This is a genomic window from Mucilaginibacter dorajii, assembly GCF_024808255.1.
GTDB lineage: Bacteria > Bacteroidota > Bacteroidia > Sphingobacteriales > Sphingobacteriaceae > Mucilaginibacter > Mucilaginibacter dorajii.
Genome location: NZ_JANTYS010000013.1, coordinates 106,172 through 131,440 on the forward strand (window position 1 = coordinate 106,172; position 25,269 = coordinate 131,440).

The following is a 25,269-nucleotide window of genomic DNA, read 5'->3' on the forward strand; positions in this document are numbered from 1 at the left end:
ATAAATAATTTAAGGCGATTTTCTTTTGGATAATCAAAGCCTTTTATACTTTTACAGTATACCAATTCAATTTACCTATATGATTACCAGGAGACATTTTATTAAGATCAATGGTGTTGCCACCGCGGGGCTTGGTTTAGGTGCTTTACCAAAATGGGTTAGTGCAACTACGCCGGTATTTGAAAGCCATCGGCCCAAACTTGCCGACCGTAAATTTACCAGCAAGGCTGTTGAGGCCACTATACAAAAAGTTAAAGCGGCTATTAAAGACCCGGAAATTGCCTGGCTTTTTGAAAATTGTTATCCTAATACTTTAGATACTACCGTTAACTATTCCGAAAAGGATGGCAAGCCAGATACGTTTGTAATCACCGGCGATATTTTTGCCATGTGGATGCGCGATTCATCGGCGCAGGTTTGGCCGTATCTGCCATTGATCAAAAACGATCCTGAACTTAAAAAAGTGATCCAGGGCGTGTTAAGCAGGCAGGCAAGGTGTGTACTGATAGACCCCTATGCCAACGCCTTTAACGAAGGCCCAACCGGCAGCGAGTGGGATACTGATGTTACCGATATGAAGCCCGAGTTACATGAGCGTAAATGGGAGATTGATTCGCTTTGTTATCCCGTTAGGTTGGCTTATAACTATTGGAAAATAAGCGGCGATACCAGCTTCTTTGACGAGAATTGGCAAAAAGCCGGTAAAACCATATTAGATACCTTTAAAGTACAACAGCGCAAAAACGGTAAAGGGCCATATCACTTTCAGCGTAAAACCGAGACAGCCAGCGATACCGCGCCAAACCGTGGCTATGGTAACCCGGTAAAACCTGTAGGCTTGATCTGTTCCATCTTCCGCCCGTCAGATGATGCCACTATTTATCCGTTCCTGATCCCTTCAAACTATTTCGCGGTTACCAGCTTAAGGCAAATGGCCGAAATGTTTAGCGTGATTGGTAAAGATGCTGCTACAGCCGCCGAATGTAAAGCCCTTGCCGCTGAAGTAGATGCCGCGTTAAAACAATATGCCGTAGTAAATCATCCTAAATACGGTAAAATATTAGCTTTTGAGGTTGATGGTTATGGCAACCAGCTATTAATGGATGATAGCAATGTGCCAAGTTTACTGGCCTTGCCTTACCTCGATTCATTACCCGTTACCGATCCCTTGTACCAAAACACCCGTAGGTTTGTGCTGAGTTTGGATAATCCTTACTTTTTTAAAGGCAAAGTTGCCGAAGGTATTGGCGGCCCGCACGTGGGAATTGATTTTATATGGCCAATGGCTATTACCATGCGTGCGCTAACCTCTACCGATAAATTAGAGATCACCCGCTGCTTACATATGTTAAAAAACACCCATGCAGGTACAGGCTTCATGCACGAAGGTTTCCATAAGGATAATGCCAATAACTTTACCCGTAAATGGTTTGCCTGGGCAAATACATTGTTTGGCGAGTTGATCATCAAACTACACGCCCATCATCCGGATCTGTTGCAGAAGATCTTTTAAATCATTTATTAAAACAACGGCCTGCCCAGCATGGCGTTGTAAAATAATAAAGACACAATTACAAAGTACAGGCCGGCAAACACAATTGCCGGCTTTGCTTTTTTGGTGTTGCTAAGTACCACAAACAAGGGTACAATTTGCAGGGCGTGCAAGCCCCAAAAATGTGCTATGCGTAAATCGCCGGCAATACGGCTCCAGTTAAATAGTGGCAGGCCCGGGCCACCATCGGCAGCGCCAACGGTATGCGCCAATCGTGAGGCCATTATGCCGCCCTCAAGGGCAAAGATGCCGCCCATGATAATGCCCAGGCGGATGCCCCATAGCAAAGCCGGACTTATTTGTATAGGCCGTACTTTAAAAAACAGGTAACCTATGTAAATGGCAAACAACGTTTGCGACACAATCACTATTCCCATCAAACTAAATAAAATGGCGTTATAAAGACCCGCTGTGTTATAGTGTGATAGCTGTCCTCTTGCGGCCTGGGTGGCAATGGCCAACATTTCAAATGTCATGGCAAATACGCTGAAATTTATAAAGCGCTTTTTGATGCGTTCAAACGGCAAATACTGTAACAGCAAAGGCCAGGTTAAACAGTAAATGGCTATAGAGATAGCAAATTTGATAGGTTTTATCCATAGGTTGATGCCCATAAGCTGCCTGCTATCAAACTGCGCAACGATGATCATCAATATAAATAGCGCCAGGTGACCTAAACCACAATAGTAAAAAGCCGGGCTTATGGTTTTGATACGATTGAATAACGTTTTCATTTGCGTGATTTTACTTTTTGAATAACTTGATAAAGCAGGAAACCGCAGGGGCCAAACATAAAAGTGAGTACCAGGCATGGGATAACCAGCCAGTGCGAAGCCGATTTTTCCTGTGCCGATCTGAGGATAGAAAAGCCTGTCAACAGATCAAAAGCGAGGTAATGTACCCAGCCGGCCAGCAGCAAATTATCATTGTTAAAAAGAGTACGTACCTGCTGTATGGAGTTAAAACCGCCACCTTGCACGTTAAAAAAGCCGGCGATGTAAATGCAATAAATAAGCGATAATAACAACGGAACAGCAGCGTGATTAACAAGCCACTTTGTAACCTTCCATTTGGGGAGCGCGATAAGTAACAGCCACTGCAAGGCTGCAATGGAACTAACTGCCGGGAATACCTGGTTGGGATTCATATCATTTTTAATTTAAGTGTTGTACCGGGCGCAAATAATGCACAGCACAAAACTGGGGCTAATGGCTTAGCTTAAAAATGACATGGGGTTAAAAAGAGCAACAGATTTATTAACCTGAGTTAACTTTTGGGGTTATACAGCTTGGCCCTGATGCGGCTAAGGCTTTGGGGTTGGATACCGAGGTACGAGGCAATCAGATGCTGAGGTAGCCGTTCAAAAATGCGGGGTTGGGTGTTCAGCAATTCCAGGTAGCGGTCTTCGGCCGATTGCATTTTTAAATTGCGATTGTTTCTTGCTGTATCAATAAATAATCTCTCGGCAATCAGGCGGCCAAACCTTTCAAAACGTTGGCTATGGCTGTACAGCGCCTGCATATCGGCATAGCTAAGGGTAAACAGCTCAGTATCTTCAATGGCTTCAATAAAATCGGGTGATGGGGCTTGTAATAAAAAGCTTTCATAATCGCCAATCCATTCGCCTTCAAAGGCAAAGCCTATGGTATGGTCGCCTTTTTCGCCCCGCGAAAAATAGCGTAAGCAACCTTTTTGCACAATGACCATGCCTTTGCAAACCTGGCCTTCCTTTAAATAAAAAGCATATTTTTTTAAGATTACCGGTTTTAGCCTTTGCATAAACATAAAAAGCTCCTCGTCGGTAAAGTCAACCAGTTTACGTAAGGATTGGGTGATTATTTCGTACATGGTAAAGCGGCATCGATAGGCAAATCTCTCATCAATGCTATTGTACCAAATATACATGAATAATTATAATGAGGCGCTAAGCGGGGCGGCCGATAAGGGAAATCGCTTTTCATATTTAACTTTATTTTCTCACAAGCTGAGAGCTGAGTAAACACGGATTTTTTCAATCACATTTAAATTTGTGTCACACAGCAAACGCCTCAAATTGGGTTAACATAACTTAACATATTTTAGATGTAATTACACTTAATTATTTGATAATCAATATTTTGTATTTTTACATGGTTAACACTAAACTGATGTGTGGCGCACTTAAATAACAGCTTATCCCCGTTAATTATTCAGATGCGTTTGCCCTGATTTGTGCCATCTATCAATTCCAAAATTCGTGAAATTCGATTAAATTGTAACCGGGGCAGCGGGTATTCGTGTCTAACAAAAAAAAAGGTGCCTTACTTATAACACGAATTCATTACTTGTCGGTAAAAGCGATTTCCCTGCGGGCGATGTTGGAAAATCGCGTTTAAGCATATCAAGTAAAAAGGGTAACTTAAAGGAAAAATTCATTTCACGCAAAGGCGCTAAGACGCAATGAAATTTGCTTATTGTTCTTTGCTCGTTAAAACAGTCTAAACCGGTATTCTATCATTAGTTATTAAATAGCGCAAAAGTTACAAAAATACAGCATAAACTACCCAAAAATCAATAAAATACTATTTAATAGATCAATATTTTAAATATGTAATTTATCATTCAAGCGTAATTGAAATATATTAACACAATTTTATATTTTTAATACGATATCGCAACCCTTCAAATACGCCTTAATGAGCCAAAATGTGGAAAAAAACCACTTTAAAGGCACTATTTTTTGCTTTTAAAAGTTTTTAATTAAAAAAAAACATTATAGCTTAGCTTTAATTAAAAACAATAAACCTCATTATTTAAAAGGAGTAAAAAATGAAAAAATTTACCGAAGTAAAAGAGCTTATAGCTTCTTTGGAGGCTGACGCCGACAAATTCTACAACAAAGGAAACAGTGCTGCCGGAACCCGTGTTCGTAAAGGCATGCAAGATTTGAAAAACCTGGCACAGGCTATCCGTTTGGAGGTTCAGGAATCAAAAAACAAAGAAAGCTAAGGAAGGTTTAATCATCTTATTCCAAATAAAAACCCGGTTACTAATCATAACCGGGTTTTTTATGGAAGAAGAAATTTAAGTTTCTATTTAAGATAGCAACTGTGTTTCTTTAATAATAGCATCCTTAGTAGCAGGACCAACCTGTACCAATGGTAACCTTACCGTATCGCCGCAAACACCTAATTGTTTTAAGGCGGTTTTTACGCCGGCCGGGCTGCCGTCTGCAAACATCAGGCGTGTAAACTCTATCAGATCATAATGCGCTTTGTGGGCACCTTTGTAATCGTTATTTAAAAGTAAACGTACCATATCAGATAACCGGCGAGGCAACGCGTTGCCTATAACAGATATTACACCAACTGCTCCCAAAGCCATCATAGGCAAAGTAACCGGATCATCGCCTGATATGAATAAAAATCCCTCGGGCTTATCGCGCATCAGGTGGTTAAACAAATCGAAATTACCCGACGCTTCTTTAATGCCGATGATGTTTTTAAAGTCCTTTGCTAAACGCACGGTAGTTTCTGCACTGATAGTGCTCCCGGTGCGGCTTGGTACGTTATATAAAATGATAGGCAGCTGCGTATTTTGCGCAATAGCCTTGTAATGCTGATAAATCCCTTCCTGCGTAGGTTTATTGTAATGCGGACTTGATGATAATATAGCATCGTAGCCGGCAGTATTAAACGCTTTTATCTGCTCAACAACCTCATGAGTATTATTACCACCTATGCCGGCAACAAGACCAACGCGCTTATTTACCACTTCGGCGGTAAATGCCCAAACCTGCTTTCGTTCAGCCTCGCTCAATGTGGCGCTTTCGCCGGTTGTACCTAATGATACCAGGTATTCCACCCCGCCATCAATCAAATGTTCAATCAGGTTTTTCAACCCGTTGTAGTCAACTTGACCATCCGCATGAAAAGGGGTCACCATGGCTACCCCTGTTCCGTAAAATATATTCATGAGTAAAATTAAAGGATGCTAATATAGGGAGTAGTTTTGAGTTATGAGTTGTAAGTTTTGAGTATTACTATAAGTAAAATCGCGATTGATTATCAAAAACTCAAAACTCATCACTCAATACTATAAACTTATTCCCACCCTTACAGCGTTCCTTATATTGCTGCCGCTGTTGTAGGATACGCCGTACATCACCCTAACCAGGCCGCGTTGTAAACCAAAACCCAACTCGGTATAGTTTTTAAGCACTGGCGTATACAGGTAATTTACATCAATGATCTCCTTTAGTTTAAGATCGCGGATGAGGGGAATTTTGTTGGTAATAAAACCTGAAAAGTTATGTTCCAGGTGGCCTTCCAGGTATTTATCGGGTGTGCTAAAGTTGTAGTAATCTAATAACAGGAACCTGTTAAACGTTGGCTTATACACCAATAATTGGTTGCCATCAAATTGTTTATAATCGGGATAGTAGATTTTATTGGCATTTAAAAATTTGCCTGCGCCAATAAAAAAGGAGGTTTGCCCGTAAAAGCCCAGGTCGATGTCTGATTTGGATATATCGGCACTTAACTGGTCATAGCTTACATCACTCCCTAATATCCCGCTGATGCCTTTAGTATAGCTAAGGCCGATAGTTGGATATTTGGATGGAAGGTACCGCCGGCCAAACGGATAGGTTTCATACCGGTTACTAAAATCATAACTGGTACGAACACTTATTTTAAAGGATTGATTTTCCGGAAACAAGGGTAAGTCCTGCGAAGGATTTAGCGGATTGTTTGACGTAAACTGGCGGTCTGTTTTGTGGAAAAAACTATAGTCGCTGCTATTGGGCAGCCATTTGCGGTTGGCCCATTCGGCGGTTGCGCTGGCTTGCCATCCGCCATAGATTCTGCCAAAAAATGATGCCGAAGCAAATTGTTTTTGATAAAGCTTCTGAAAATTCTCGCGCCTGAACAAGGTATAAACCGAGTTTACAATGCTTGATACCGGCTGCAGGCTGTTCAGGTCTGTAACGTCCGATCCGCCGTTAAAGCTCAGTGTCATCTGGTTTACGGAGATGCTTACACCGGCTACACCATTCAATAAATGATCGCTAAACCCATACCTTACCCTCGCGTTCACCACCAGGAAACGATCATTCACGGTATCAATCATCTTGCTGTAGCTTGCCCCATAATTGATGGTAAGGCCTTCAACCGTATTATATAGCAGGGAAGGTAAAAGCCCGTTGTAATGAAAGTATTCTTTTTTATAGCGGTTGCGGGTATCAATACCCGTAAGCAGCAGGTTGGTTAATTTGAAGGTATTATTGGCTTTGTCTAACGAATCGAGGTACGGTTTCGATTCGCGTTTGGCAGCCAGCTTTCCTTTTACCTCGTAGTCTTTCTTTTCCTCATCGGTTAATGGGATGGGCCGCTCCTGCGCCCAGTAAACTGAATCTTTATCGTGCCCTTTGGTAATGTTGATGCGTTCTTCAAAATCCTTTTTATTGAGTACAGGGTTAAGATCGTAATTTTTATATACGCTGATAAAATATCCGCCTAATTTAAAACCCAATAGGCCGCCGGTAAATTCAAATTTAATAGTGGCCGGCATCCAAACCTTATTATCAACCGGGTAAAACTGCTGACTTATTTTTAAGGTATCAACATAATTGATATTTGCTTTTTTGGTTATAAAAAGCTGCAGGCCCGATAGGCGCCAGCTATCCTCCAAAATATAAATATAGCCTTCAAAACAAGGGTCATAACCACGCTTTGGCGTTACCTGGATTTTGTTGATCGTTTCGCCGTTTTCAATGGTAACGCCTATCAATTTATAATTATAATAAAACAGTGCATTTTCTGCAATAGGGGATACCAGCGGGCGATTGCTCAGGCGTTTCCAGCTTTCAAAATTCTGGTAAAAATTTACCTGCATATCACTGGCCCGGTTAAAGCTAAATGCCCGGTTATAGCCCGAAACCTTTGATGATACCTGTACCTCGTGCACCAAATCGGGACGCATATAACTATACTTCGACTCTGATTCTGAAAGATAAACTATGCCTGTACGGCTGGAATCCAGTCCGGCTTCGCTGGTAGCCTTCTGTACGTCAAAGCCCATAAACTTTTTGGGGGCTGCCAGTAGTTTTTGAAGCCCTTTAATGTAAATATCGCAGGTATAGGCGTTTACCTCGTTTAAATACATTTTACGCTTTTTTATGGCTTTGCGAACAATGGCATAAGCCGGGTCTTCGCCACCGGCGTGTATGGTGATATCTTTAAGCTGGTAGGTTTCGGTTTTGAGGTTTATATTGATGATTTGATTTTTGGTAAGCTTTACAATTGTACTTTGCTGGGCGTAACCCACGGCTTTAAATTGTAATTCGTAACTCCCAGTCTTTAATTGCAATTGGTAGGCACCTTCGCTATTGGCCGATGCACCTTGAGTAGTATTTTTGATGTATACCGATGCAAATGGAACTGGCTTATTGTTTTCGCCGGTTATTTTACCGCTGATACTAAGCTGTTGGGCAAAGGCCTGGATATTTAAACTACAAAGCAGGGCAAAAAATAAGGTTAATTTCATTTAGCAGGTGTTTAAGCTAAGATGGTGCTTATTTGCTAAATGTTACAACAGGCAATTGTTAAATTGTGTGAAATTGTGATGGTTTTATCAGGAAGCTTCCTTTGATGGCTTTGTGTCTTTAGCGCCTAAAGATGTATGTATCTTGTTTTTAAGGTTCCAGTCATTGATGTCAACCAAACCCGGTTTCGTTTGGTAATGGCTGCTACTGTTAGGACACCTTACCATGAAGTTACCTTTTATTTGTTCAATAACGGGCCTTGCGCCACAATCTTTGCAAGGTTCGCAAAAAATATTTTCCTGAATTGCTACAAAGTTGGCCATGCTGATAAAAATTTAAGGATCGCGCGTTTCATGAATCAAATAATAGTACAACTTACGTAATTTATACTATTCAGTTTTAAATTCTTTAAAATCATTAAGGGTCTGTTTAAATTTCTTTCAAATTTTTATATCCTCCATTGAGCACATATACACCCGTCATTGCATGAACGCTGGCTACGACTCACCCGGTCTACGCTTCGCTGGACCACCCTCTCTCCGGCTGCGCCGCAAAGAGGGTTAGAAGAAACAAAAACCTTTTTAGCCCCTCTATGCGACGCAGTCGGAGAGAGGGGCAGACGGGCGTAGCCTCGTCGGGGTGAGTCGTCTGCGCTAACCTATACGTCATTTCTTCTTATAATAGCGTCCATTTAAGTTATTGATTATCAATAGTGCTTTCAAGGTGTCATTAACTTTTTTTTCATGAACACCACTAATGTATACTCTCAATGACGATCTTTTTATTTATTTTTAAACAAGCCAAGTAAAGAATCTTTATTGGAAAAAAATTGACTGAGTCAAAACAAAGCTTCAGTAAATCAGCCAATCAAATCCAATAACTCCTGGTCGCTAATGACAGGAATATTTAGTTTTTGTGCCTTTTCGAGCTTTGCAGGCCCCATATTATCACCAGCCACAAGGTAGTTTAATTTTGCCGATATACTACTCAATATTTTGCCTCCATTTTGTTCAATGATATCCTTCAGCTCATCACGCGAGAATGTTTCAAACACTCCGGATATAATGAAGCTTTGCCCTGCGAGTTTTTCGCTGGCAAGGGTCACCTCTTTTTCTTCGGCGACAAATTGCAGGCCCGCGCTTTTAAGTTTTTCAATCTCTTCTTTGTGACTATCATCAGCAAAGTAATCTATAATGCTTTGCGCAATGCGCCCGCCTATTTCATCGGCAGCGGTGAGTTCTTCAAGTGACGCGGCCACCAGGTTATCAATGGTTTTAAAATGCGCCACGAGTTTTTTGGCTACAGTTTCGCCTATGTAGCGAATGCCCATCCCAAACAGTACTTTTTCAAAAGGCATCTGCTTTGATTTTTCGATACCATCTAACATGTTGTTGATCGATTTTTCGCCAAAACGGCCCATTTGTTTGAGCTCGGCACTGTGCTCATGCAGTTTATACAGATCGCTGATGTGTTTAATAAAGCCACGGGTGTACAAAGTATCGATAGTTTCATCGCCCAGGCCATCAATATTCATAGCCTTGCGGCCGATAAAATGCTGCATTTTGCCCATAATTTGAGGTGGGCAGCCTTCGTCATTAGGGCAATACCAGGCAGCTTCGCCCTCGGTACGTAGCAGGGGCGTATCACAGGCCGGGCAATGGGTTATATATTCAATAGCCTTTGCGCCGGGTACACGCTTATCTAAATTTACGCTGATAATTTTAGGGATGATCTCGCCGCCCTTTTCAACATAAACTGTATCATGTTCATGCAGTTTTAAGCGTTCGGTAATTTCATCGGCATTGTGCAGTGTGGCGCGCTTTACGGTAGTACCGGCCAATAAAACTGGTTTTAAATTAGCTACCGGTGTAACAGCGCCTGTACGCCCAACCTGGTAGCTTACTTGTAGCAGCTCGGTTTCAACGCGCTCGGCTTTAAATTTATAGGATATGGCCCAGCGCGGCGATTTGGAAGTAAAACCTAATTCCTGCTGCTGCGAATAGTTGTTTACTTTAATTACGATACCATCAATATCGTAACTGAGGTTAAAGCGCTCTTTATCCCAATGGTTGATAAATTCAAGCACACCATTAATATCGCCGCACAAACGGCTATGGTCGTCTATATGAAAGCCCCAGCTTTTTACGGCCTCCAGGCTTTCCCAGTGGGTTTTAAACAATGTTTTTTCGGTATATAAACCGTACAGGAAGCAATCAAGCGGCCGCCTGGCTACTTCTGCCGAATCCTGTAGCTTCATAGTGCCCGATGCAAAATTGCGCGGATTGGCGTAAGCAACTTCGCCGTTATCTGTACGTTCTTTGTTCAATCTTTCAAATGCCTTGAGGTGCATAAAAACCTCACCACGAATCTCGAAGAGATCGGGATAGTCACCTTTATCCAGTTTTTTGGGGATGCTGTGGATGGTGCGTACGTTGGTGGTTACTTCGTCGCCCTGCGTACCGTCGCCACGGGTTACGGCACGTACCAGCTTGCCATGCTCATAGGTAAGACTCATGCTTAAGCCATCAAACTTAAGCTCACAAACGTATTCAAAATTATCGCCTATGGCTTTACGAATACGCTGATCAAACTCTACCAATTCCTGCTCGTTATAGGTGTTCCCTAACGATAGCATTGGCCAGCGGTGTTTTACCGTAACAAACTCCTTGGTAATAAAACCACCTACCCGTTGTGTGGGCGAATCGGGTTCGGCAAGTTCCGGAAATTCCTTTTCAAGCTGGTTCAATTGCTCCAGTTTCTGATCAAAATCAAAATCGGCAATGGTAGGCATGGCCAGCACATAATAGTTATAGTTGTGCTGTTTTAACTCGGCGGTTAACTCTTGTATCTGTTGTTTGGCTTCGGCGGCTGACATGATACGAAGGTAGTAATTAGGTCATTTAGTCATTGATCATTAGGTCATTTTTTTTCAGCGGCTGAACAGTAAGCCTTTGATTTATCGTCACGCTCTCGCCCACCATCCCAATGACTAATGACAGCGCAGCGAAATGACCAATGACGGCGCAGCCAATGAACTACCTGTCGGTAATAATCGTTTCTCCCGTCATGCTTACCGGGAAGGTGATGCCGCCGGGTGTATCGGGATTATCTTTAATGGTCATGGTGCCATTGATATTTTGCCTGGTTTTTGATTCGGTGATCCAGCCGGTTGCTTTATCTACCTTAATATCTGATACCATGGTACCCTTCATATCGTACTTCATGGGCGAGGTGCCGGGTTCGCCGGGGATAGTTACAATAGTACCTTCGCCATGGATAAGGTAGCTTGTTGGTGTTACGTTTATCAACTGATAAACAGTTTCAACATTGGCGTTCATGGTACTTTGTAAAATGGTATGTTTACTCCACTTATCATTTTTAGCAACAGGGGTTTCTGGTAAAACAGCTGTCGACATTTCCAGGTTTCCTTTAACAGACCGGCTGCCAAATGATTGCATAAACCGCGCCTTGATCTGCTCTTTTTGAGTACCCTGCACCTGCCGAAATCCATCCAGTACAGAGGAAATCATATTTTCAAGATTTTCGACCGAATGGACCCTGCCGCTTTTGGTAAAGGTAGCTGTAAATGGCTTATCTACTATGCCACCTAAAATAGATGACATAACATCTGTTGAGTCTTTTTTCTGTGAATCAAAACTTACCTGCCCGGTAGGTAAATCCATTTTCATGTTTACGCCTTTATAGGTTACCTCCATATAATACAACGAATCATCGGCACTAAGCACCTTAAAAGAAGTGATGGCCGATAACGTAACATTAATATTATTCACCTGTCCGTTTATCGTTTGTTTTATGGCCGATGTGGTAGTAGAAACCATGTTGTAAGTATTGCCCCTGGTTAAATGCAATGCCAATTTTAACTTCTGTGCCTGGCAAGTAATTGTTGCCATAAACAGTAAAAAAAGTACAGATGCGTGTTTCATAAGCTTTGGTGTGGGATTAGCTAATATATTATAATATTTCGGCTAAAAAATGCGCCGAAACATAACAATTATTTAAAACTAATTTCGTTAACTTTATAGTAATCAACGGCTCTTTATAAACCAAGGCATTTTAATAACCGAAAGGAGGGTTTTATGTTACAGCAAATAGCATTTATACCACAGCATCAGTTTCACGTGTTGATCAATTTTAAAAATGATGAGCGCGCTGTAGCTGTTTTACCCAATGAAGCAGGAAGGTTCCGCGTGGTTGACCAGGGTAAAATTATTGCAGAAGTTAATTTTGATAAAAACAGCAGTGTTACTTGTTGCCAGGGTAGGCTTGCCCCCGGTGTGAAGGCCCAACTTGAAAGCCAGATTAAAAATCATTACAGATCTTAAAAATAAGTTTAAGCAATAAAAGGATATTGATAGTTCATGGGTAACGGCACATGGTTTCATAGTCCATGGAGTTCTGTTGCTCATGGGCTATCTGTTTGGATAAAGCCCCTCTAAACGGCGTAGCCCTCATGAGCACTCCTGAAATTATATGCGAATAATTACCCCTGAAGCTACCGTGTACCCACATTTTGTTAAACCTACTCTTCTAATAAAAACGTTGTCATTTCGACGAACAAGGGGTGGGATTGCGCGCCGTAGGTGAGGAGAAATCTTGTAAAAGCAGGCATTCGGCCATGCAAGGCGTACAAGATTTCTCTTTCGCACCCCGCTCATTTCCCTCCTTCGCTCTATCGAAATGACATTTCCTTAACAAACAAGATGTGGGTACACGGTAGCCCCTAAAGGGGAGACTTTTAAAAGCACTTTACTCTTTCTTGGTAGGCGGCTTAGCCAGCATGGCTTCTTTAATAAATTTAACAGGGGCGCTGCCGTAGCTTAAAAACTTCTCGTTAAACTCCTTTAACCTGTATTTATCAACCAGTTTTTCTTTGTAGGCGTCGCGCAGGTCCATAATTTCCTTATAGCCGGTATAGTAGCTGGTGAGTTGCACGCTGCTTACGCTAACCCTTTTCCATTTGCCATCAGCCTCGGCCTGTTGCTGGAAGGCCTCGGTGGTAAGCATTTTGATAGCCTGATCTTTGGTCATGCTGCCGCTATGTACGCTATAATCTAAAATGGTATTGCATACCGAACGTAAATTCCATTTGTACCACATCAGCATCATCTCGGGTTCGTTGTTGCCGTAACCAGCATCCAACATCATCTGTTCACTATAAACCGCCCAACCTTCTGCCATGGCACCATTGCCAAATACAGATTTGATCATGCTTGGTGCTTTATTAGCGTAAACGCCCTGTACATAATGCCCGGGAACAGCTTCGTGGATGCTCAATATCTGGATAATGTATTGATTGTATTCGCGCAGGTAGCTTTCGGCTTTTTCTTTAGACCAGCCCGATAGGCTGCCGACGTTGTAATAGGAGTTGCCATCCTTATCATACGGGCCAGGGCCGCTCATGGAAGCCCCTGCTACACCTGCCATATAACCGGGCTCTTTACGGATAATAAGCGGCTTGGTAGGGTCAAGCGTTAAAAGGTCTTTAGCCTTAACAAAGTTATTTAACTTAGGGATCAGCTGTACAATGGCCGACTGAAATTCATCCGGTTTTACATGGTTTGATGATAGGGTATCTATCATCTGGCTTATCATCACCAATGAATCGGCAGGAATGGCTTTGGTGCCAAAATATTTTGACCATAATTGCCTGCTGATCTTTGCCATTTGCTGATGTACATATTTTTTGCGCTGCATAGCCGCGTTGAAAACCTGCTGGGCCGTACTGGCTGATACTACTTCATATTTAAACTTATCCTCGTACAGATCACGCCCCAATCTGAAACTACGGGGATGATCGTTCTTTAAATTCTTTAGCCATTCGGCGTAATCTTTAATTGCCTTAACGGTGATAGCCGCCCTATCGGTCATTAATTTTTGCTCGGCTTTGGGGATATTTGTTTTCTTTAATGAGTCGGCAAAATCTTTATCAATTACATCAATGCCGCCCAGGTTTTGCTCAATAGCCAGGCTGGTTAGTTCAGCAACCGGGTTTTTGATCTGCTTTTCGGCATCTTTATAGTACATAGGTACATTTATCATGCGCTCATAAAAACTGTGGAGGCGTTTGGCAAGGGGCTCATAATGCTCGTTCAAAATGTAGGCAAATGTGCTTATCACATTGTACGATGACGGATCCCATTCGTATGACCTCAACTGCTTAATTTGCCATTGGGCGTAATCAAGCTGGTTTTGCATCATTTTGTAATCTATTCTATTGTTTTCGTTTAAAGTATTGGCATCAAACCTATTTAAAGAATCCAATTGTACCTTGGCAAAATCAAGCATTTTACTGCGGCTTTGGTCGTTAGCGATAGATAGCAAACTATCATATTTATGATAACCAACAGAAGTTGCCCAATCGGGGTTTAATTTCCATAAGCCATCTAAAAACGAGTTCTCATAGGTTGTAAAAGCCGCATCGTCTTTACCAAAATTGGGATACCGGCCAACGCTGTCTTTTTTGCAGCCAATTAAAGCTATGATGAACAGGATATTAGCTAAGGTTATTTTGACGTATATATTTTTCACCACGGTATAATTGAATTAAAATGCCGCATAAACTTAAAACATTTAAGTTGAATAAATCAAACCCTAACCTAATTTGTTACTTTAGGTACCATGACTAACGAACATAAAATATTAACAGAGGAGGTAGTGCATTTGCTGCAAGGCGGTAATGCACATGCCGATATAGATAAAGCTTTGGCCGGTTTGCCTAAAAACCTGCGCGGAGCCAGGCCCGATAAACTGCCCTACAGTATCTGGCAACTGGTTGAACATATCAGGATTGCGCAATGGGATATGCTGGAGTTTAGTAAAGATGGCAACCATGAATCGCCCAAATGGCCCGATGATTACTGGCCGAAAGAAACCGAACCCGAAAGTGACGAAGCCTGGGATGGATCGATTAAGCAAATCAGCAAGGATCTGAATGAATTTATAAGCCTTGTTAAAACCGGCGACCTGTACAGCAAGATTGCTCATGGCAATGGACAAACCTTGTTACGGGAAGCCCTGCAAGCGGCAGATCATATGGCTTATCACGTTGCCGAAATCATTGTGATCAGGAGATTGATAGGAGTAGCCCCCTAACCCCCTAAAGGGGGAACAGAAGGTTGATGTATATATTTATTTTTTTAGCCCTCCCCTTCAGGGGAGGGTTGGGTGGGGCCTGGCTCTTACCTCACATGCTTCACAAACGTGATGAGTGCTTTCACAAACTCCGGTTTGAGGGGCAGGTTGGGATCGGTGTAGGTGGCCAGGTTTTTATCTTTATCGGCTGGGGCTTCCTTCAAAATGTGGTTCATTTCGGCTATGATATCTAATGTAGCGTCGGATTTGCCTTTCTTTAGTTTTTCGGCATCGGTAACTTTTACCTGTAAATCTGTAGTGCCCTGTACAATGAGTATCGGGATCTTTAACTGCCTGATAGATCTTGCAGGGTTATACCTGAACCATGACATCAGGTATTTTTGAATCCCTGGTCTTGCTATAAAATAAAGCGATGGATCGATATTATCGGTGGTTTTACCTTTTTTCAAACTATCCAGCATTCTTTTAAAACCCTCAGAGATATGGGTAGGCTGGGATTTCATTTGCTCGGTAAGGATGTTATCGGCAGAATCACCGGCGCCCTCGGCAGAAATAAACCCTTTCACCGGCTCATCTATTGACGACAGGATACCTACCAACGAACCTTCGCTATGGCCAAATATGATGATACGTGAAAAACGCTCATCGTCGTTCAAAAAGTTAATAAGGTTAACGGCGTCTTCTACATAATCTTCAAAACGCAACTGGGTTTCGGTGGTTGAGCTTACGCTTTGGCCAACAAGGCGTTTATCGTAACGCAGGGAGGCAATGCCGTTTTTGCCTAACTCATTAGCAATCATTTTATAGGTATTGCCATTCAGGCCATTTTTAGCGCTGTTGCCATCCCTATCTGTAGGGCCCGAGCCGGCAATGATCAACACTACGGGTATTTTGCCGGTTGAACCTTTAGGGATAGCCAATGTGCCCGATATAGAACCCGCCAGATTTTTTACAGTTATAGGTGATTCAGTAATAGAAGGATCCATTGCAAATGCAGTTTCTACAGGCGCCGCAGGGGCAGTTGTGGCCGCTGCATCGTATGGCTTTAATAGCAGGCCGGTATACTGATCTTTTGCATTTAAGCCGATATTCAATAAAAATACCGCGTTTTTAAATGTGGCTTTATATAAAGCTACTGTGCCTTCAAGTTTTACAAAATCGGTGGTTACAATATCGCCCAACTGTGTTCTTAGCTGCGTGGTAGTACTTTTAAACTGGTCGGCAGGCAGGGCCGCTTTCATTTCGGGACTGAAATGAGTAGATATACTATCGGGCTTGTTGGTGTTATAAAAACGTATAAACCTGTTTAGCGCGGTTTTATAATTAGCAGGTTCGGTTTGTGCAAAAACGTTAGTTGCCAAACATATGATCAGTACTAAAAAACTAAATTTCTTCATGCTATGATATCCAAAAAGGGTAATGCCTGTTTGATGCGAAATTAATAAAATTCATAGGTGTTTCGTTTTAATTGATTTAGATATATTTTGCGGCAAAAGAAACGGGGCTTAAAAGCGCGATGTATGTACAAATGTTAATACGTGCGTTACGACGGCTTTATTATTAATATATCGCAAAAAATAAATTATAAGTATATTATCAGTTTAATATTTTATGTTAAATTGCGTTACATTTTAAGATCAGGGTTATAGGAAATTTCTACATCAGCCAATTAATGAAGGTTTTATTCGGAAGCATTTTTTTTGCACTCCTAACCGGCGTGTGTTCTATTTCTTTTGCTCAAACAAAACCTTCGGCTGTACAGGGCAAAGTTTTGATGGATGCGGGTGGCCCGGCGGATGCTGCCACCGTTGTACTCATGCAAACTGTCGATTCCGCCATTATCAAATCAAGCCTCGTAGATAAAACAGGCAGCTACCTCCTTGCCAATATTAAACCAGGCAGCTATTTACTTTTAATAACACAGATTGGCAGCAGCAAAACCTATGCGGGGCCCTTCAGTTTGGTTGCAGGGCAAACTTTTACAGCGCCTAACGTTATTCTTAAACAAATCAGCACCCAGCTAAAAGATGTTACCGTTGTAGGGCGCAAACCTTATATACAGGTAAAACCGGGCAAAGTAATTTTGAATGTACAAAACAGCATCCTGGCTGATGGTAATTCGGCATACGAGGTGCTGCGCCAATCGCCGGGGGTACATGTTGGCGGCGATAGGGAAACCCTGGTTATTACCGGCCGGCAGCCTGCTTTGATCACCATTGATGGTAAGGCAACCAACCTTACCGGCGACGACCTGAACAGCATGTTGCGCAGTATGCAAAGCAGTACCATCGATCAGATCGAGATCATCAGCAGCGGATCGGCAAAGTATGATGCATCTGGTGGCGGCATCATTAACATTGTGCTAAAAAAAGGTAAAAACATAGGCACTAACGGAACCGTTACCGCAGGCGCGGGTGTTGGTAAATATGCTAAAGGCAGGGCAGGCATAATTTTCAATAACCGTACAGCCAAGCTTAATATTTTTGGCAATTATACTTTTGATGATAACAAAACCTATCGCAATATTGTAAATAACAGAACCATAAAATATAACGATACCTTAAGTAATTATGATGTTGTATATAATAATACCCAGAAAACGCAAAATCATAATTTAAAATTTGGTGCCGACTATTCCCTGTCATCAAAACAAACTATTGGCTTTTTGGTAAGCGGTATTATACGCCATGACGATTTTATAAAGGATAATACCTTAAATATATCCAACCAAAACAAGTTGGATTCTGTGATCATCGCGAGATCGGCGCTTGGCAGGAGCAGCAGTTTTTTGAATTACAATATCAACTACAACGCTACACTTGATAAAAGCGGCAAAAGTATTGCTGCCGATGTAAACTACTCTACCTATAATCGCCATTCAAACGAGTATATTACCAACAACTTTTACACGCCCCAGGGCAATACCTACCGGGATGCACAGCAATTGGAAAACCTGTCGCCATCAAATATTCACGTGTGGACATCTAAAATAGATTACATTAATCCGCTTGGTAAAGATTCACGCTTTGAAACGGGGGTTAAATATAACCATGCCCAAAGCGATAACAACCTGATATTTGGCCCAAAGGTGAATAATACTTATGTGGTTGACCCTAACTTTAGCAATCGTTTCTTATATAAGGAGATTGTAAGCTCGGGGTATGTTAATTATTATAACAAAACCGGCAAATGGGATATCACCGCCGGCTTACGTGCCGAAAATACCAAATCGACAGGTACTACCATATCACAGGAGGATGCCGCTGGCGACCCGAGCACCAAAAATTATTTTAACCTTTTTCCGCAGGCGCAGTTAAGTTATAGCTATACCGAAAAAAACTTATTTACCCTAAGTTATAACCGGGGTATTAACCGGCCAACCTACCAGGACATTAATCCGTTTTTGTATTATACAGATCCTTATGATTACCGGTCGGGCAATAAAGATTTAAAGCCTGAATACACCAACGCCCTGCAGTTATCGCACACTTATAATGAAACTTACATAACAACGGTATACTATAACCAAACCAACGACGCTTACGATTTTCCTATTTACAGGCAAAATGATACCACCAAGGTTAACATTACCGAGCGTAAGAACTTTGGCCAAATTTATATAGTAGGAATTTCCTTTTACGTGCCTGTGCAGATTACCCGGTGGTGGTCGGCCAATTTCAATTTAGATGTGGCGCACCTCAGGTATAAAGCTTACCCGGTTAATGGCAATTACGATAAAGCTTCGCAATACATCACTTTTAACAGTACACAAAATTTTGCCATAAGCAGCACCATTGCTGCCGAGTTATCTGGTCAGTACGAATCACCAACGGTGTATGGTGTTAGTCAGTTAAAGCAAACCCATTGGATTAATGCGGGCATCAGCAAACAGGTATTCAATAAACGGGGCAGCATCAAATTGAATGTTAACGATATTTTTAACACTCAACGCGACCGCTATAGCGCGCTTTATCAAAACATAAACCTTTATGGGGTTGATAAAAAGGAAACCAGGGTTATCAGGCTTGGCTTTAGCTACCGCTTTGGTAAATCAACCGTAAAATCGGCAGCAAAACATGATACGGGCAGCGCGGATGAGCAGCGCCGTACTAATAGTAATTGATGTTGTGAAACGTGATCATTCAGGGGAATCTGATTTAGGTATAGCGCAGACAACTCACCCCGACGAGGCTCCGCCCCGTCTGCCCTTCTCTCCGACTGCGTCGCATAGAGGGGCTAAAAAGGTTTTTAACCCTCTTTGCGGCTTGCCGGAGAGAGGGTGGTCCAGCGAAGCGTAGACAGGGTGAGCCGCAACCAGTGTTCAGCAAATGTTCTTGTAAAACTAAACACTTCGCTGGCAAAGGAGTAATGATATACTGGCGATCTTTTTTATGCTATACTGTTTTTGATTAACCGACTTCAAGCAGCTTCGAACTATTTTATCCTCAATTCTGGATATCTCCCCTTTATCCGGGTTACAAAAAAGTTACCCAGGGATTCGGCGTTCATGAATTTTTTGAAGGTTGAGCGCGAAAAGCCAAAATATTGCCATATCCCCCCGCTTTCCCTGAACTCCAGTTCAAGAATCTTATTAAGTGCATCATAGCCTGCGCTACTTAATGCCGATGAGGTTACGGTTTGCCTTTGCATAATATTATGGCGGTCATAATATTATAATATCAGAATCCCTAAAAAGGTTTTAATTATATTTAGCCGGCGTGCCCGCTAAGCATACTTGCCATAATGATGAGCAAAACCAACAGGGTTATGCCCAGGTACATATAATCTTTCTCCAGTACAAAGCCTATGGCCGAAAACACCACCCTGATAATGGGCGTAGCTATCAGCAATATAATACCGGCTTGTATAATTGCCCTGCCCCGGCCGGTAAAAATACCATTGAGAATGCCGCCTGCGCTGTGCACAAAATCGGGCACACCTTTAAATGTGCTGTAATCAACATGGCTTTGACCGTGCCTGTACAGATAAAGTACGCCGCCAATAAATACTACGCTCATAGATATTAAAACCCCCGCGCGTAGTATCCAGCCTATTACGGCCTGCATATCGGTATCTTTAAATTTATGGTTCATTGGGCTTGGTTCATTAGTTCATTGGGCTTGTCTATTCCAGTCGCTTTTACCAACACCGGGTTTGAGCGGTCACTTTCATTTTTTAGCCTGTCAATAGCGGTAACCACGTAGATATAAGATTTTCCTTTTTGCACGGTTTTATCTTTATATTCAATAGCTGCATCGTATTGGATGCTTAAAATGTATTGAGGATCATCGGTATTGATCCGGGCGTTTTCATCAAATCGATAGATCACATAGCCGTAAACGGCTTCGCTATCCCTGGCCATAGCCGGCTGCTGCCATTTTAAGTTGATGCCACTGGGTTCTGCGCTGGCCGTTAGCCCAACCGGGGGCATAGGGGCGACAGAATCAAGCCATAGCATTACCGGCGGCAGGGCGGGGTAGTGGTAATAATTATTTTTTAATGAATCTGTAAAGCCAAGTGGGTTTGCGGTAAGCGATTTGGAACTGAAATATACGCTGCCTTGAACCCTTGGGTTATTACGCAGATATTTGATCTCGTTTGGTAATTCGGCAGGCTGTCTAAACGCAGGCAGTTTGTTTTCAATAATACGGTAAGGGGCCTGGCCAATATATAAATGCCGGTTGTTAACCTGGTTGGCCCACCAATCAATCATCACGTTAAAGGCCACCAGTTTGTCATTTAGTGGCCGGTAAAGCTGCGGGTTAATATAATCTACCCAGCCTTCCTGTACCCATTTACGCGAGTCGGCAAAAAGCTCATAATAAGAATCGCCTCCGTGGGTATCAGATCCTTCGGGATTTTGATACTTGTTGGCCCAGATAGAAAAGGGGCTCATTCCAAACTTTAAACGGGGATTATGCGCGTGGATACTATCTCCCAATGCTTTAACAAGCCTATTAACATTATCCCGTCGCCAGTCTTTAATATTACTAAATCCCGATCCGTATTTGGCGTAAGTAAGCTGATCATTCAGTTGCTGACCTGCCACATGGTATGGATAAAAATAATCGTCCATGTGGATGCCATCCACATCATAATTATCGACCACATCTAATACAACGCGGATGATATATTCCTGCACTTCGGGCAAACCCGGATTAAACAGTTTTTGGCCGCCATATTCAAAAAACCATTCCGGGTGAATATTAGTAATGTGGTGTGGACTTAAATTGGCATAATCAGCGTCCTTGGTAGCACGATACGGGTTAAACCAGGCATGCAGTTCCATCCCGCGTTTATGTGCTTCCTGTATGGCAAATTCCAAAGGATCATATAAAGGATAGGGCGCTATACCCTGCTTACCGGTAAGCCACTTTGACCACGGCTCCCTGCTTTTTGCATAAAATGCGTCGGCTGCGGGGCGAATTTGCAGCATAATGGCGTTGATACCTGCCGCGTGGTGGGCATCCAGCAGGTCGGTTAGTTCTTTTTTCTGTTGATCAGTGCTTTCTCCGGGTTTGGTTGGCCAGTCGATATTTTCAACAGATGCTACCCACACCCCTCTGAACTCACGCTTTGGCGACTTTAATTGCTGCGCAAGGGAAGCGTTCATCAACCCCAACAAAACAACCATTAAAACCAAATATCTTTTACTCATTTTATCCTGTTTTATAATTAGATATTCACCATAAAAGACCAATGAACAACTGAACTAATGAACCAATGAACAATGCCGAACTATATCTTCCCCGTAAACCCGTTATAGATCATCTGCGAAGCTAAAAAAGTTACCACTACAGCAAACACCCAACGCAGCCAGCCTGATGAACTGGTATGCACCAATATTTTTGATCCGCTTAAGGCCCCCAATAAAACCCCGATGGCAACCGGCATGGAAAGCCCCGGATCAATATAACCACGTTGCAGGTAAACCACGGCACTGGCGGCAGCGGTAACACCTATCATAAAATTACTGGTGGTGGTTGATACTTTAAAGGGGATACGCATAATAGTATCCATAGCCAGCACTTTTAAAGCGCCCGACCCAATACCAAGCAAACCAGAAATAGTACCGGCAAACATCATCATAAAAAAACCGCCGCCTACATTTTTAACTTTGTAATCAACCGAGCCATTATTGGTAGGGAAAGTACTGTTGAGTTTTAGTTTGTCGGCAAGGGCGCTATGTTCCTGGTTGATAACTTCAGCTTTCTTTTTTAAAGACATGATAGCCGATAAAATGAGAATCACTCCAAATAAAATGGCAATATAATGAGTAGGGATATAAACGGCTATAAGTGCGCCAACCATAGCGCCGGCCGTGGTGGCTATCTCCAAAAACATGCCCAGCCTGATGTTGGTGATGCCTTCTTTAACATAGGCCGCTGCCGAACCTGATGAGGTGGCTATAACCGATACCAGCGACGCGCCGATAGCGTAATGAATATCTACATTTAACAATAAAGTAAGCAGGGGAATGATGACCACCCCGCCGCCCAGGCCGGTTAGCGAACCTAATAAGCCGGCAAAATAGGAGCCCACCAATATAATAAGCGTAAGTACAAGTACCGACATAATTCGCAGCGATATTGAACTGCGAAAGTAGCAATAACTTTTTTAGAAGCCGGTAACAAAATGGTGAGGAGGGTATGTTGTTTCCGATAGATTCATATAGCTATATCGAAGCTTTTTTTATTCCCTCCCAACGGGCTACTGTGTGTACACATCTTTTGTTTTTTAACACATAAATAAAAAACGTTGTCATTTCGAACGAACCGAGGTGGGATTGTGCGCCGGAGGTGAGGAGAAATCTTCTAAAAGCTAACTTCGGCCATGCAAATCGTACAAGATTTCTCCTTGCGCCCCACTTTTCCCTACCCTTGCTCGTTCGAAATGACATTTTTCTTTATCAAGAAAGATGTGTACACACAGTAGCCCAACGGGAGGGGTGGGTGGGCGATGCGCGCAAATGCAGGGAGGGGTTTCTAAAAGCGACTATAAACCGTATTAACTAATAGCTCCCTAAACCCCTACCTCCCCCTTCCCCAAGGAAGGAATCGCACACGCCCAGCGCTTTTGTCTATTTGAGAACTATTCCCATCAACAAGCGCATTGAATTTGTAACCCCGCTGTTTGATGCGTTCCCTCGGTTTCATAACCATCAAATTTCCACCATTCAATGCCGCCCATCAGTTCGCGTACGTTGAAGCCCAATCTGGCCATGTTTAACGCTCCTTTGGTTGATGCGTTGCAGCCTATGCCATCGCAATAGGTTACATAAATGGCAGCCCTGTCAAAATGGGCTGTTGTTTGCTCGTTCATATCCCGGTGGTTTAGGTTAATGGCACCCGGGATGTGTTCTTTAACAAAAGCAAAATCTTTACGGGCATCTATCGGGATAATGTTTTCTTTGGCTTCCAGGGCCGCGAATAAATCGGAAGGGTCCATTTCAAAGGCTAATTTGTTTTGATAGTGATTAATTGCTGCTGTGTTCATATTTATAATTTTATGTTGATGCCAAATGTAGGGGGAGCATCAACCGTTTTTATATGAGAAACACAGCATGTGCTTATGCATAAAGCTCATCGTTGCATGTACGTGCCGTTGCTTATATTTACCTGATGGAAACAAGGCACCTGCGCTTAATTAAAACTATTGCCGACGAAAAAGGGATCACCAAATCCTTAGATAAACTTTTTTTAACGCAATCTGCCGTAAGTCACCAGTTGCGTGATATTGAAGAGCGCTTAGGTGCCAAGATCTTTTATCGCACTAAAAAACAATGGGAGTTAACCGCCGAGGGCAGGATATTGTACGATACAGCCGAAAAGGTACTGGCCGAAATTGACAAGGCCACCTTACTCATCAACAGCATGCGGGAGGGGCATGCAGGCACTATCCGGTTGAGTACAGAATGTTTAACCACATACCATTGGCTACCCGCGTTTATGGTGCGCATGAAAATCCTGTATCCTAACCTGGAAGTAAAGATCATGATGGAAGGCACACATAAGCCATTACAAAAACTGCTTGATAATGAGCTTGACCTGGGCATAACCACCGACCCCTGGGATGATAAAAGCATTAAATATGTGGAGTTATTTAAAGATGAAGTAGTGGCCGTGCTACCGGCCAACCATCATTTGGCAACCAGAAAATTTATAACCGAAGAGGATTTTACAGGTGAAACGCTCATCATCCATTCTTACCCAATGGAAACCGTTACCGTTCACCAGCATTTTTTGCGGCATAAAAAGGTATCGCCCAAAAACATCATCGCTATGCCCATAACCGAGGGAGCAATGGCTATGGTAAAAGCAGGTATGGGGATCATGACTTTGCCTAAGTGGGTATTAAAAGCGTTTGTTTCATCGCCGGAACTGGCCATTGTAAGGATAGGACCAAAAGGACTGATCCGTGCCAACTACGCCGCCATCAGGCACGAAGATGCCGGTAAAAAATACCTGCAGGATTTTATACAAAACTTAAAAGAAGAACTTGAAAAATAGCACCCATCACAACATCCGCCCGGTTGAACCGGCCGACCTGGATGAACTTTTGATCATGATGCAGGAACATGCCGATTTTGAAAGGGCAGCTTTTAATCCCGGGGGCAAAAAAGACAAACTGAAGGCAGCTTTATTTAATGAACCGCAAAGGCTCCATTGCTGGGTGGTAGCTATAGATGAGAAACTTGTTGGCTTTGTATCCTACACTTTTGATTACTCCACCTGGGATGCCGCCGAATTTATGTATATGGACTGCCTGTTTTTGCGCGAACGGACCCGCGGCAAGGGCATAGGCAGCGAGATCATCAAACGGCTAACTACAGTTGCAGCCGAACGTAACTGCATCAATATTCAATGGCAAACACCCGCCTTTAATACTCCGGCCATTAACTTTTATATTAAAAATAAAGCGCTGGCTGCCGATAAGGTGAGGTTTACATTGAAGATTGGTTGATGGGGTGGTTGTCAGAGGAATCAATTTTTGAAATTAAAAGCGTATCAGAAGTCCCCACTTTTATGCATAATAGGTAGCACCTATGGTGCATAAAAATCTTTTATGTTTTTTTCTACAA

Annotated in this window: 22 protein-coding genes; 7 read left to right on the top strand and 15 right to left on the bottom strand. The window is 42.6% G+C overall.

The annotated features are described in order from the left end of the window. Positions 1–79: 79 nt before the first annotated feature. Positions 80–1,513, top strand: coding sequence for a glycoside hydrolase family 125 protein (locus tag FHS10_RS18005; protein ID WP_425562282.1), 1,434 nt, complete (start codon positions 80–82; stop codon positions 1,511–1,513). A gap of 8 nt (positions 1,514–1,521) precedes the next feature. Here FHS10_RS18005 and FHS10_RS18010 read toward each other — a convergent pair whose 3' ends face one another. From FHS10_RS18010 to FHS10_RS18020, 3 genes are all read right to left on the bottom strand, one after another. Further along, positions 1,522–2,286, bottom strand: a complete 765-nt coding sequence (locus FHS10_RS18010) for a hypothetical protein (RefSeq protein ID WP_259093102.1) — start codon at positions 2,284–2,286, stop codon at positions 1,522–1,524. Beyond that, positions 2,283–2,699, bottom strand: a complete 417-nt coding sequence (locus tag FHS10_RS18015) for an ABA4-like family protein (protein WP_259093103.1) — start codon at positions 2,697–2,699, stop codon at positions 2,283–2,285. The genes FHS10_RS18010 and FHS10_RS18015 overlap by 4 nt, the downstream gene beginning before the upstream one ends. A gap of 119 nt (positions 2,700–2,818) precedes the next feature. Beyond that, on the bottom strand, positions 2,819–3,400 hold the full coding sequence (locus FHS10_RS18020) for a Crp/Fnr family transcriptional regulator (RefSeq protein WP_259093104.1): 582 nt from the start codon (positions 3,398–3,400) through the stop codon (positions 2,819–2,821). Positions 3,401–4,360: 960 nt separating this feature from the next. On the opposite strand from FHS10_RS18020, the gene FHS10_RS18025 reads away from it, so the two are divergent. Further along, a complete protein-coding gene (locus tag FHS10_RS18025; protein WP_091145245.1) occupies positions 4,361–4,540 on the top strand; it encodes a BF3379 family histone-like protein in 180 nt (59 codons plus the stop codon). Between the two features lie 87 nt (positions 4,541–4,627). On the opposite strand, the gene dapA is transcribed toward FHS10_RS18025, so the two are convergent. The 5 genes from dapA to FHS10_RS18050 form a co-directional block, all read right to left on the bottom strand. Further along, positions 4,628–5,506, bottom strand: a complete 879-nt coding sequence (gene dapA, locus FHS10_RS18030) for a 4-hydroxy-tetrahydrodipicolinate synthase (protein ID WP_259093107.1) — start codon at positions 5,504–5,506, stop codon at positions 4,628–4,630. A gap of 120 nt (positions 5,507–5,626) precedes the next feature. Further along, positions 5,627–8,077, bottom strand: coding sequence for a DUF5686 and carboxypeptidase regulatory-like domain-containing protein (locus FHS10_RS18035; RefSeq protein ID WP_259093109.1), 2,451 nt, complete (start codon positions 8,075–8,077; stop codon positions 5,627–5,629). A gap of 87 nt (positions 8,078–8,164) precedes the next feature. Then, on the bottom strand, positions 8,165–8,398 hold the full coding sequence (locus FHS10_RS18040; RefSeq protein WP_259093110.1) for a hypothetical protein: 234 nt from the start codon (positions 8,396–8,398) through the stop codon (positions 8,165–8,167). Between the two features lie 536 nt (positions 8,399–8,934). Then, positions 8,935–10,950: an NAD-dependent DNA ligase LigA gene (gene ligA / locus FHS10_RS18045; RefSeq protein ID WP_259093112.1), complete on the bottom strand. Its 2,016-nt coding sequence runs from the start codon at positions 10,948–10,950 to the stop codon at positions 8,935–8,937. A 160-nt stretch (positions 10,951–11,110) separates the two neighbouring features. Next, a complete protein-coding gene (locus FHS10_RS18050; protein ID WP_259093115.1) occupies positions 11,111–12,019 on the bottom strand; it encodes a DUF6263 family protein in 909 nt (302 codons plus the stop codon). A gap of 153 nt (positions 12,020–12,172) precedes the next feature. Between FHS10_RS18050 and FHS10_RS18055 the strand changes: the two genes are divergently transcribed. Further along, positions 12,173–12,418, top strand: coding sequence for a hypothetical protein (locus FHS10_RS18055; RefSeq protein ID WP_259093117.1), 246 nt, complete (start codon positions 12,173–12,175; stop codon positions 12,416–12,418). 424 nt (positions 12,419–12,842) lie between these two features. On the opposite strand, the gene FHS10_RS18060 is transcribed toward FHS10_RS18055, so the two are convergent. Next, positions 12,843–14,624: a DUF885 domain-containing protein gene (locus FHS10_RS18060; RefSeq protein WP_259093120.1), complete on the bottom strand. Its 1,782-nt coding sequence runs from the start codon at positions 14,622–14,624 to the stop codon at positions 12,843–12,845. A gap of 90 nt (positions 14,625–14,714) precedes the next feature. Between FHS10_RS18060 and FHS10_RS18065 the strand changes: the two genes are divergently transcribed. Beyond that, a complete protein-coding gene (locus tag FHS10_RS18065; RefSeq protein WP_259093122.1) occupies positions 14,715–15,188 on the top strand; it encodes a DinB family protein in 474 nt (157 codons plus the stop codon). An 86-nt stretch (positions 15,189–15,274) separates the two neighbouring features. On the opposite strand, the gene FHS10_RS18070 is transcribed toward FHS10_RS18065, so the two are convergent. Beyond that, positions 15,275–16,585: a serine aminopeptidase domain-containing protein gene (locus tag FHS10_RS18070; protein WP_259093125.1), complete on the bottom strand. Its 1,311-nt coding sequence runs from the start codon at positions 16,583–16,585 to the stop codon at positions 15,275–15,277. A gap of 275 nt (positions 16,586–16,860) precedes the next feature. Between FHS10_RS18070 and FHS10_RS18075 the strand changes: the two genes are divergently transcribed. Further along, positions 16,861–19,311, top strand: a complete 2,451-nt coding sequence (locus FHS10_RS18075) for a TonB-dependent receptor (RefSeq protein ID WP_259093127.1) — start codon at positions 16,861–16,863, stop codon at positions 19,309–19,311. A 311-nt stretch (positions 19,312–19,622) separates the two neighbouring features. Here FHS10_RS18075 and FHS10_RS18080 read toward each other — a convergent pair whose 3' ends face one another. The 5 genes from FHS10_RS18080 to FHS10_RS18100 form a co-directional block, all read right to left on the bottom strand. After that, positions 19,623–19,838: a KTSC domain-containing protein gene (locus FHS10_RS18080; RefSeq protein WP_259093130.1), complete on the bottom strand. Its 216-nt coding sequence runs from the start codon at positions 19,836–19,838 to the stop codon at positions 19,623–19,625. A 59-nt stretch (positions 19,839–19,897) separates the two neighbouring features. Beyond that, on the bottom strand, positions 19,898–20,281 hold the full coding sequence (locus tag FHS10_RS18085; RefSeq protein ID WP_259093133.1) for a DUF1634 domain-containing protein: 384 nt from the start codon (positions 20,279–20,281) through the stop codon (positions 19,898–19,900). Continuing rightward, positions 20,278–21,846, bottom strand: coding sequence for a glycoside hydrolase family 10-like protein (locus FHS10_RS18090; RefSeq protein WP_259093136.1), 1,569 nt, complete (start codon positions 21,844–21,846; stop codon positions 20,278–20,280). Before FHS10_RS18090 ends, FHS10_RS18085 begins: the two co-directional genes overlap by 4 nt. Before the next feature lie 80 nt (positions 21,847–21,926). Then, on the bottom strand, positions 21,927–22,763 hold the full coding sequence (locus FHS10_RS18095) for a sulfite exporter TauE/SafE family protein (protein WP_259093139.1): 837 nt from the start codon (positions 22,761–22,763) through the stop codon (positions 21,927–21,929). A gap of 525 nt (positions 22,764–23,288) precedes the next feature. Then, positions 23,289–23,684 (bottom strand): rhodanese-like domain-containing protein, encoded by a 396-nt coding sequence (locus FHS10_RS18100; protein ID WP_259093140.1) that lies wholly within the window; start codon positions 23,682–23,684, stop codon positions 23,289–23,291. A gap of 125 nt (positions 23,685–23,809) precedes the next feature. Between FHS10_RS18100 and FHS10_RS18105 the strand changes: the two genes are divergently transcribed. Next, positions 23,810–24,697: a LysR family transcriptional regulator gene (locus tag FHS10_RS18105; RefSeq protein WP_259093142.1), complete on the top strand. Its 888-nt coding sequence runs from the start codon at positions 23,810–23,812 to the stop codon at positions 24,695–24,697. After that, the gene (locus FHS10_RS18110) at positions 24,687–25,151 is read left to right on the top strand and encodes a GNAT family N-acetyltransferase (protein WP_259093145.1); all 465 of its coding nucleotides are present in this window, start codon (positions 24,687–24,689) and stop codon (positions 25,149–25,151) included. Before FHS10_RS18105 ends, FHS10_RS18110 begins: the two co-directional genes overlap by 11 nt. Positions 25,152–25,269: the final 118 nt, after the last annotated feature.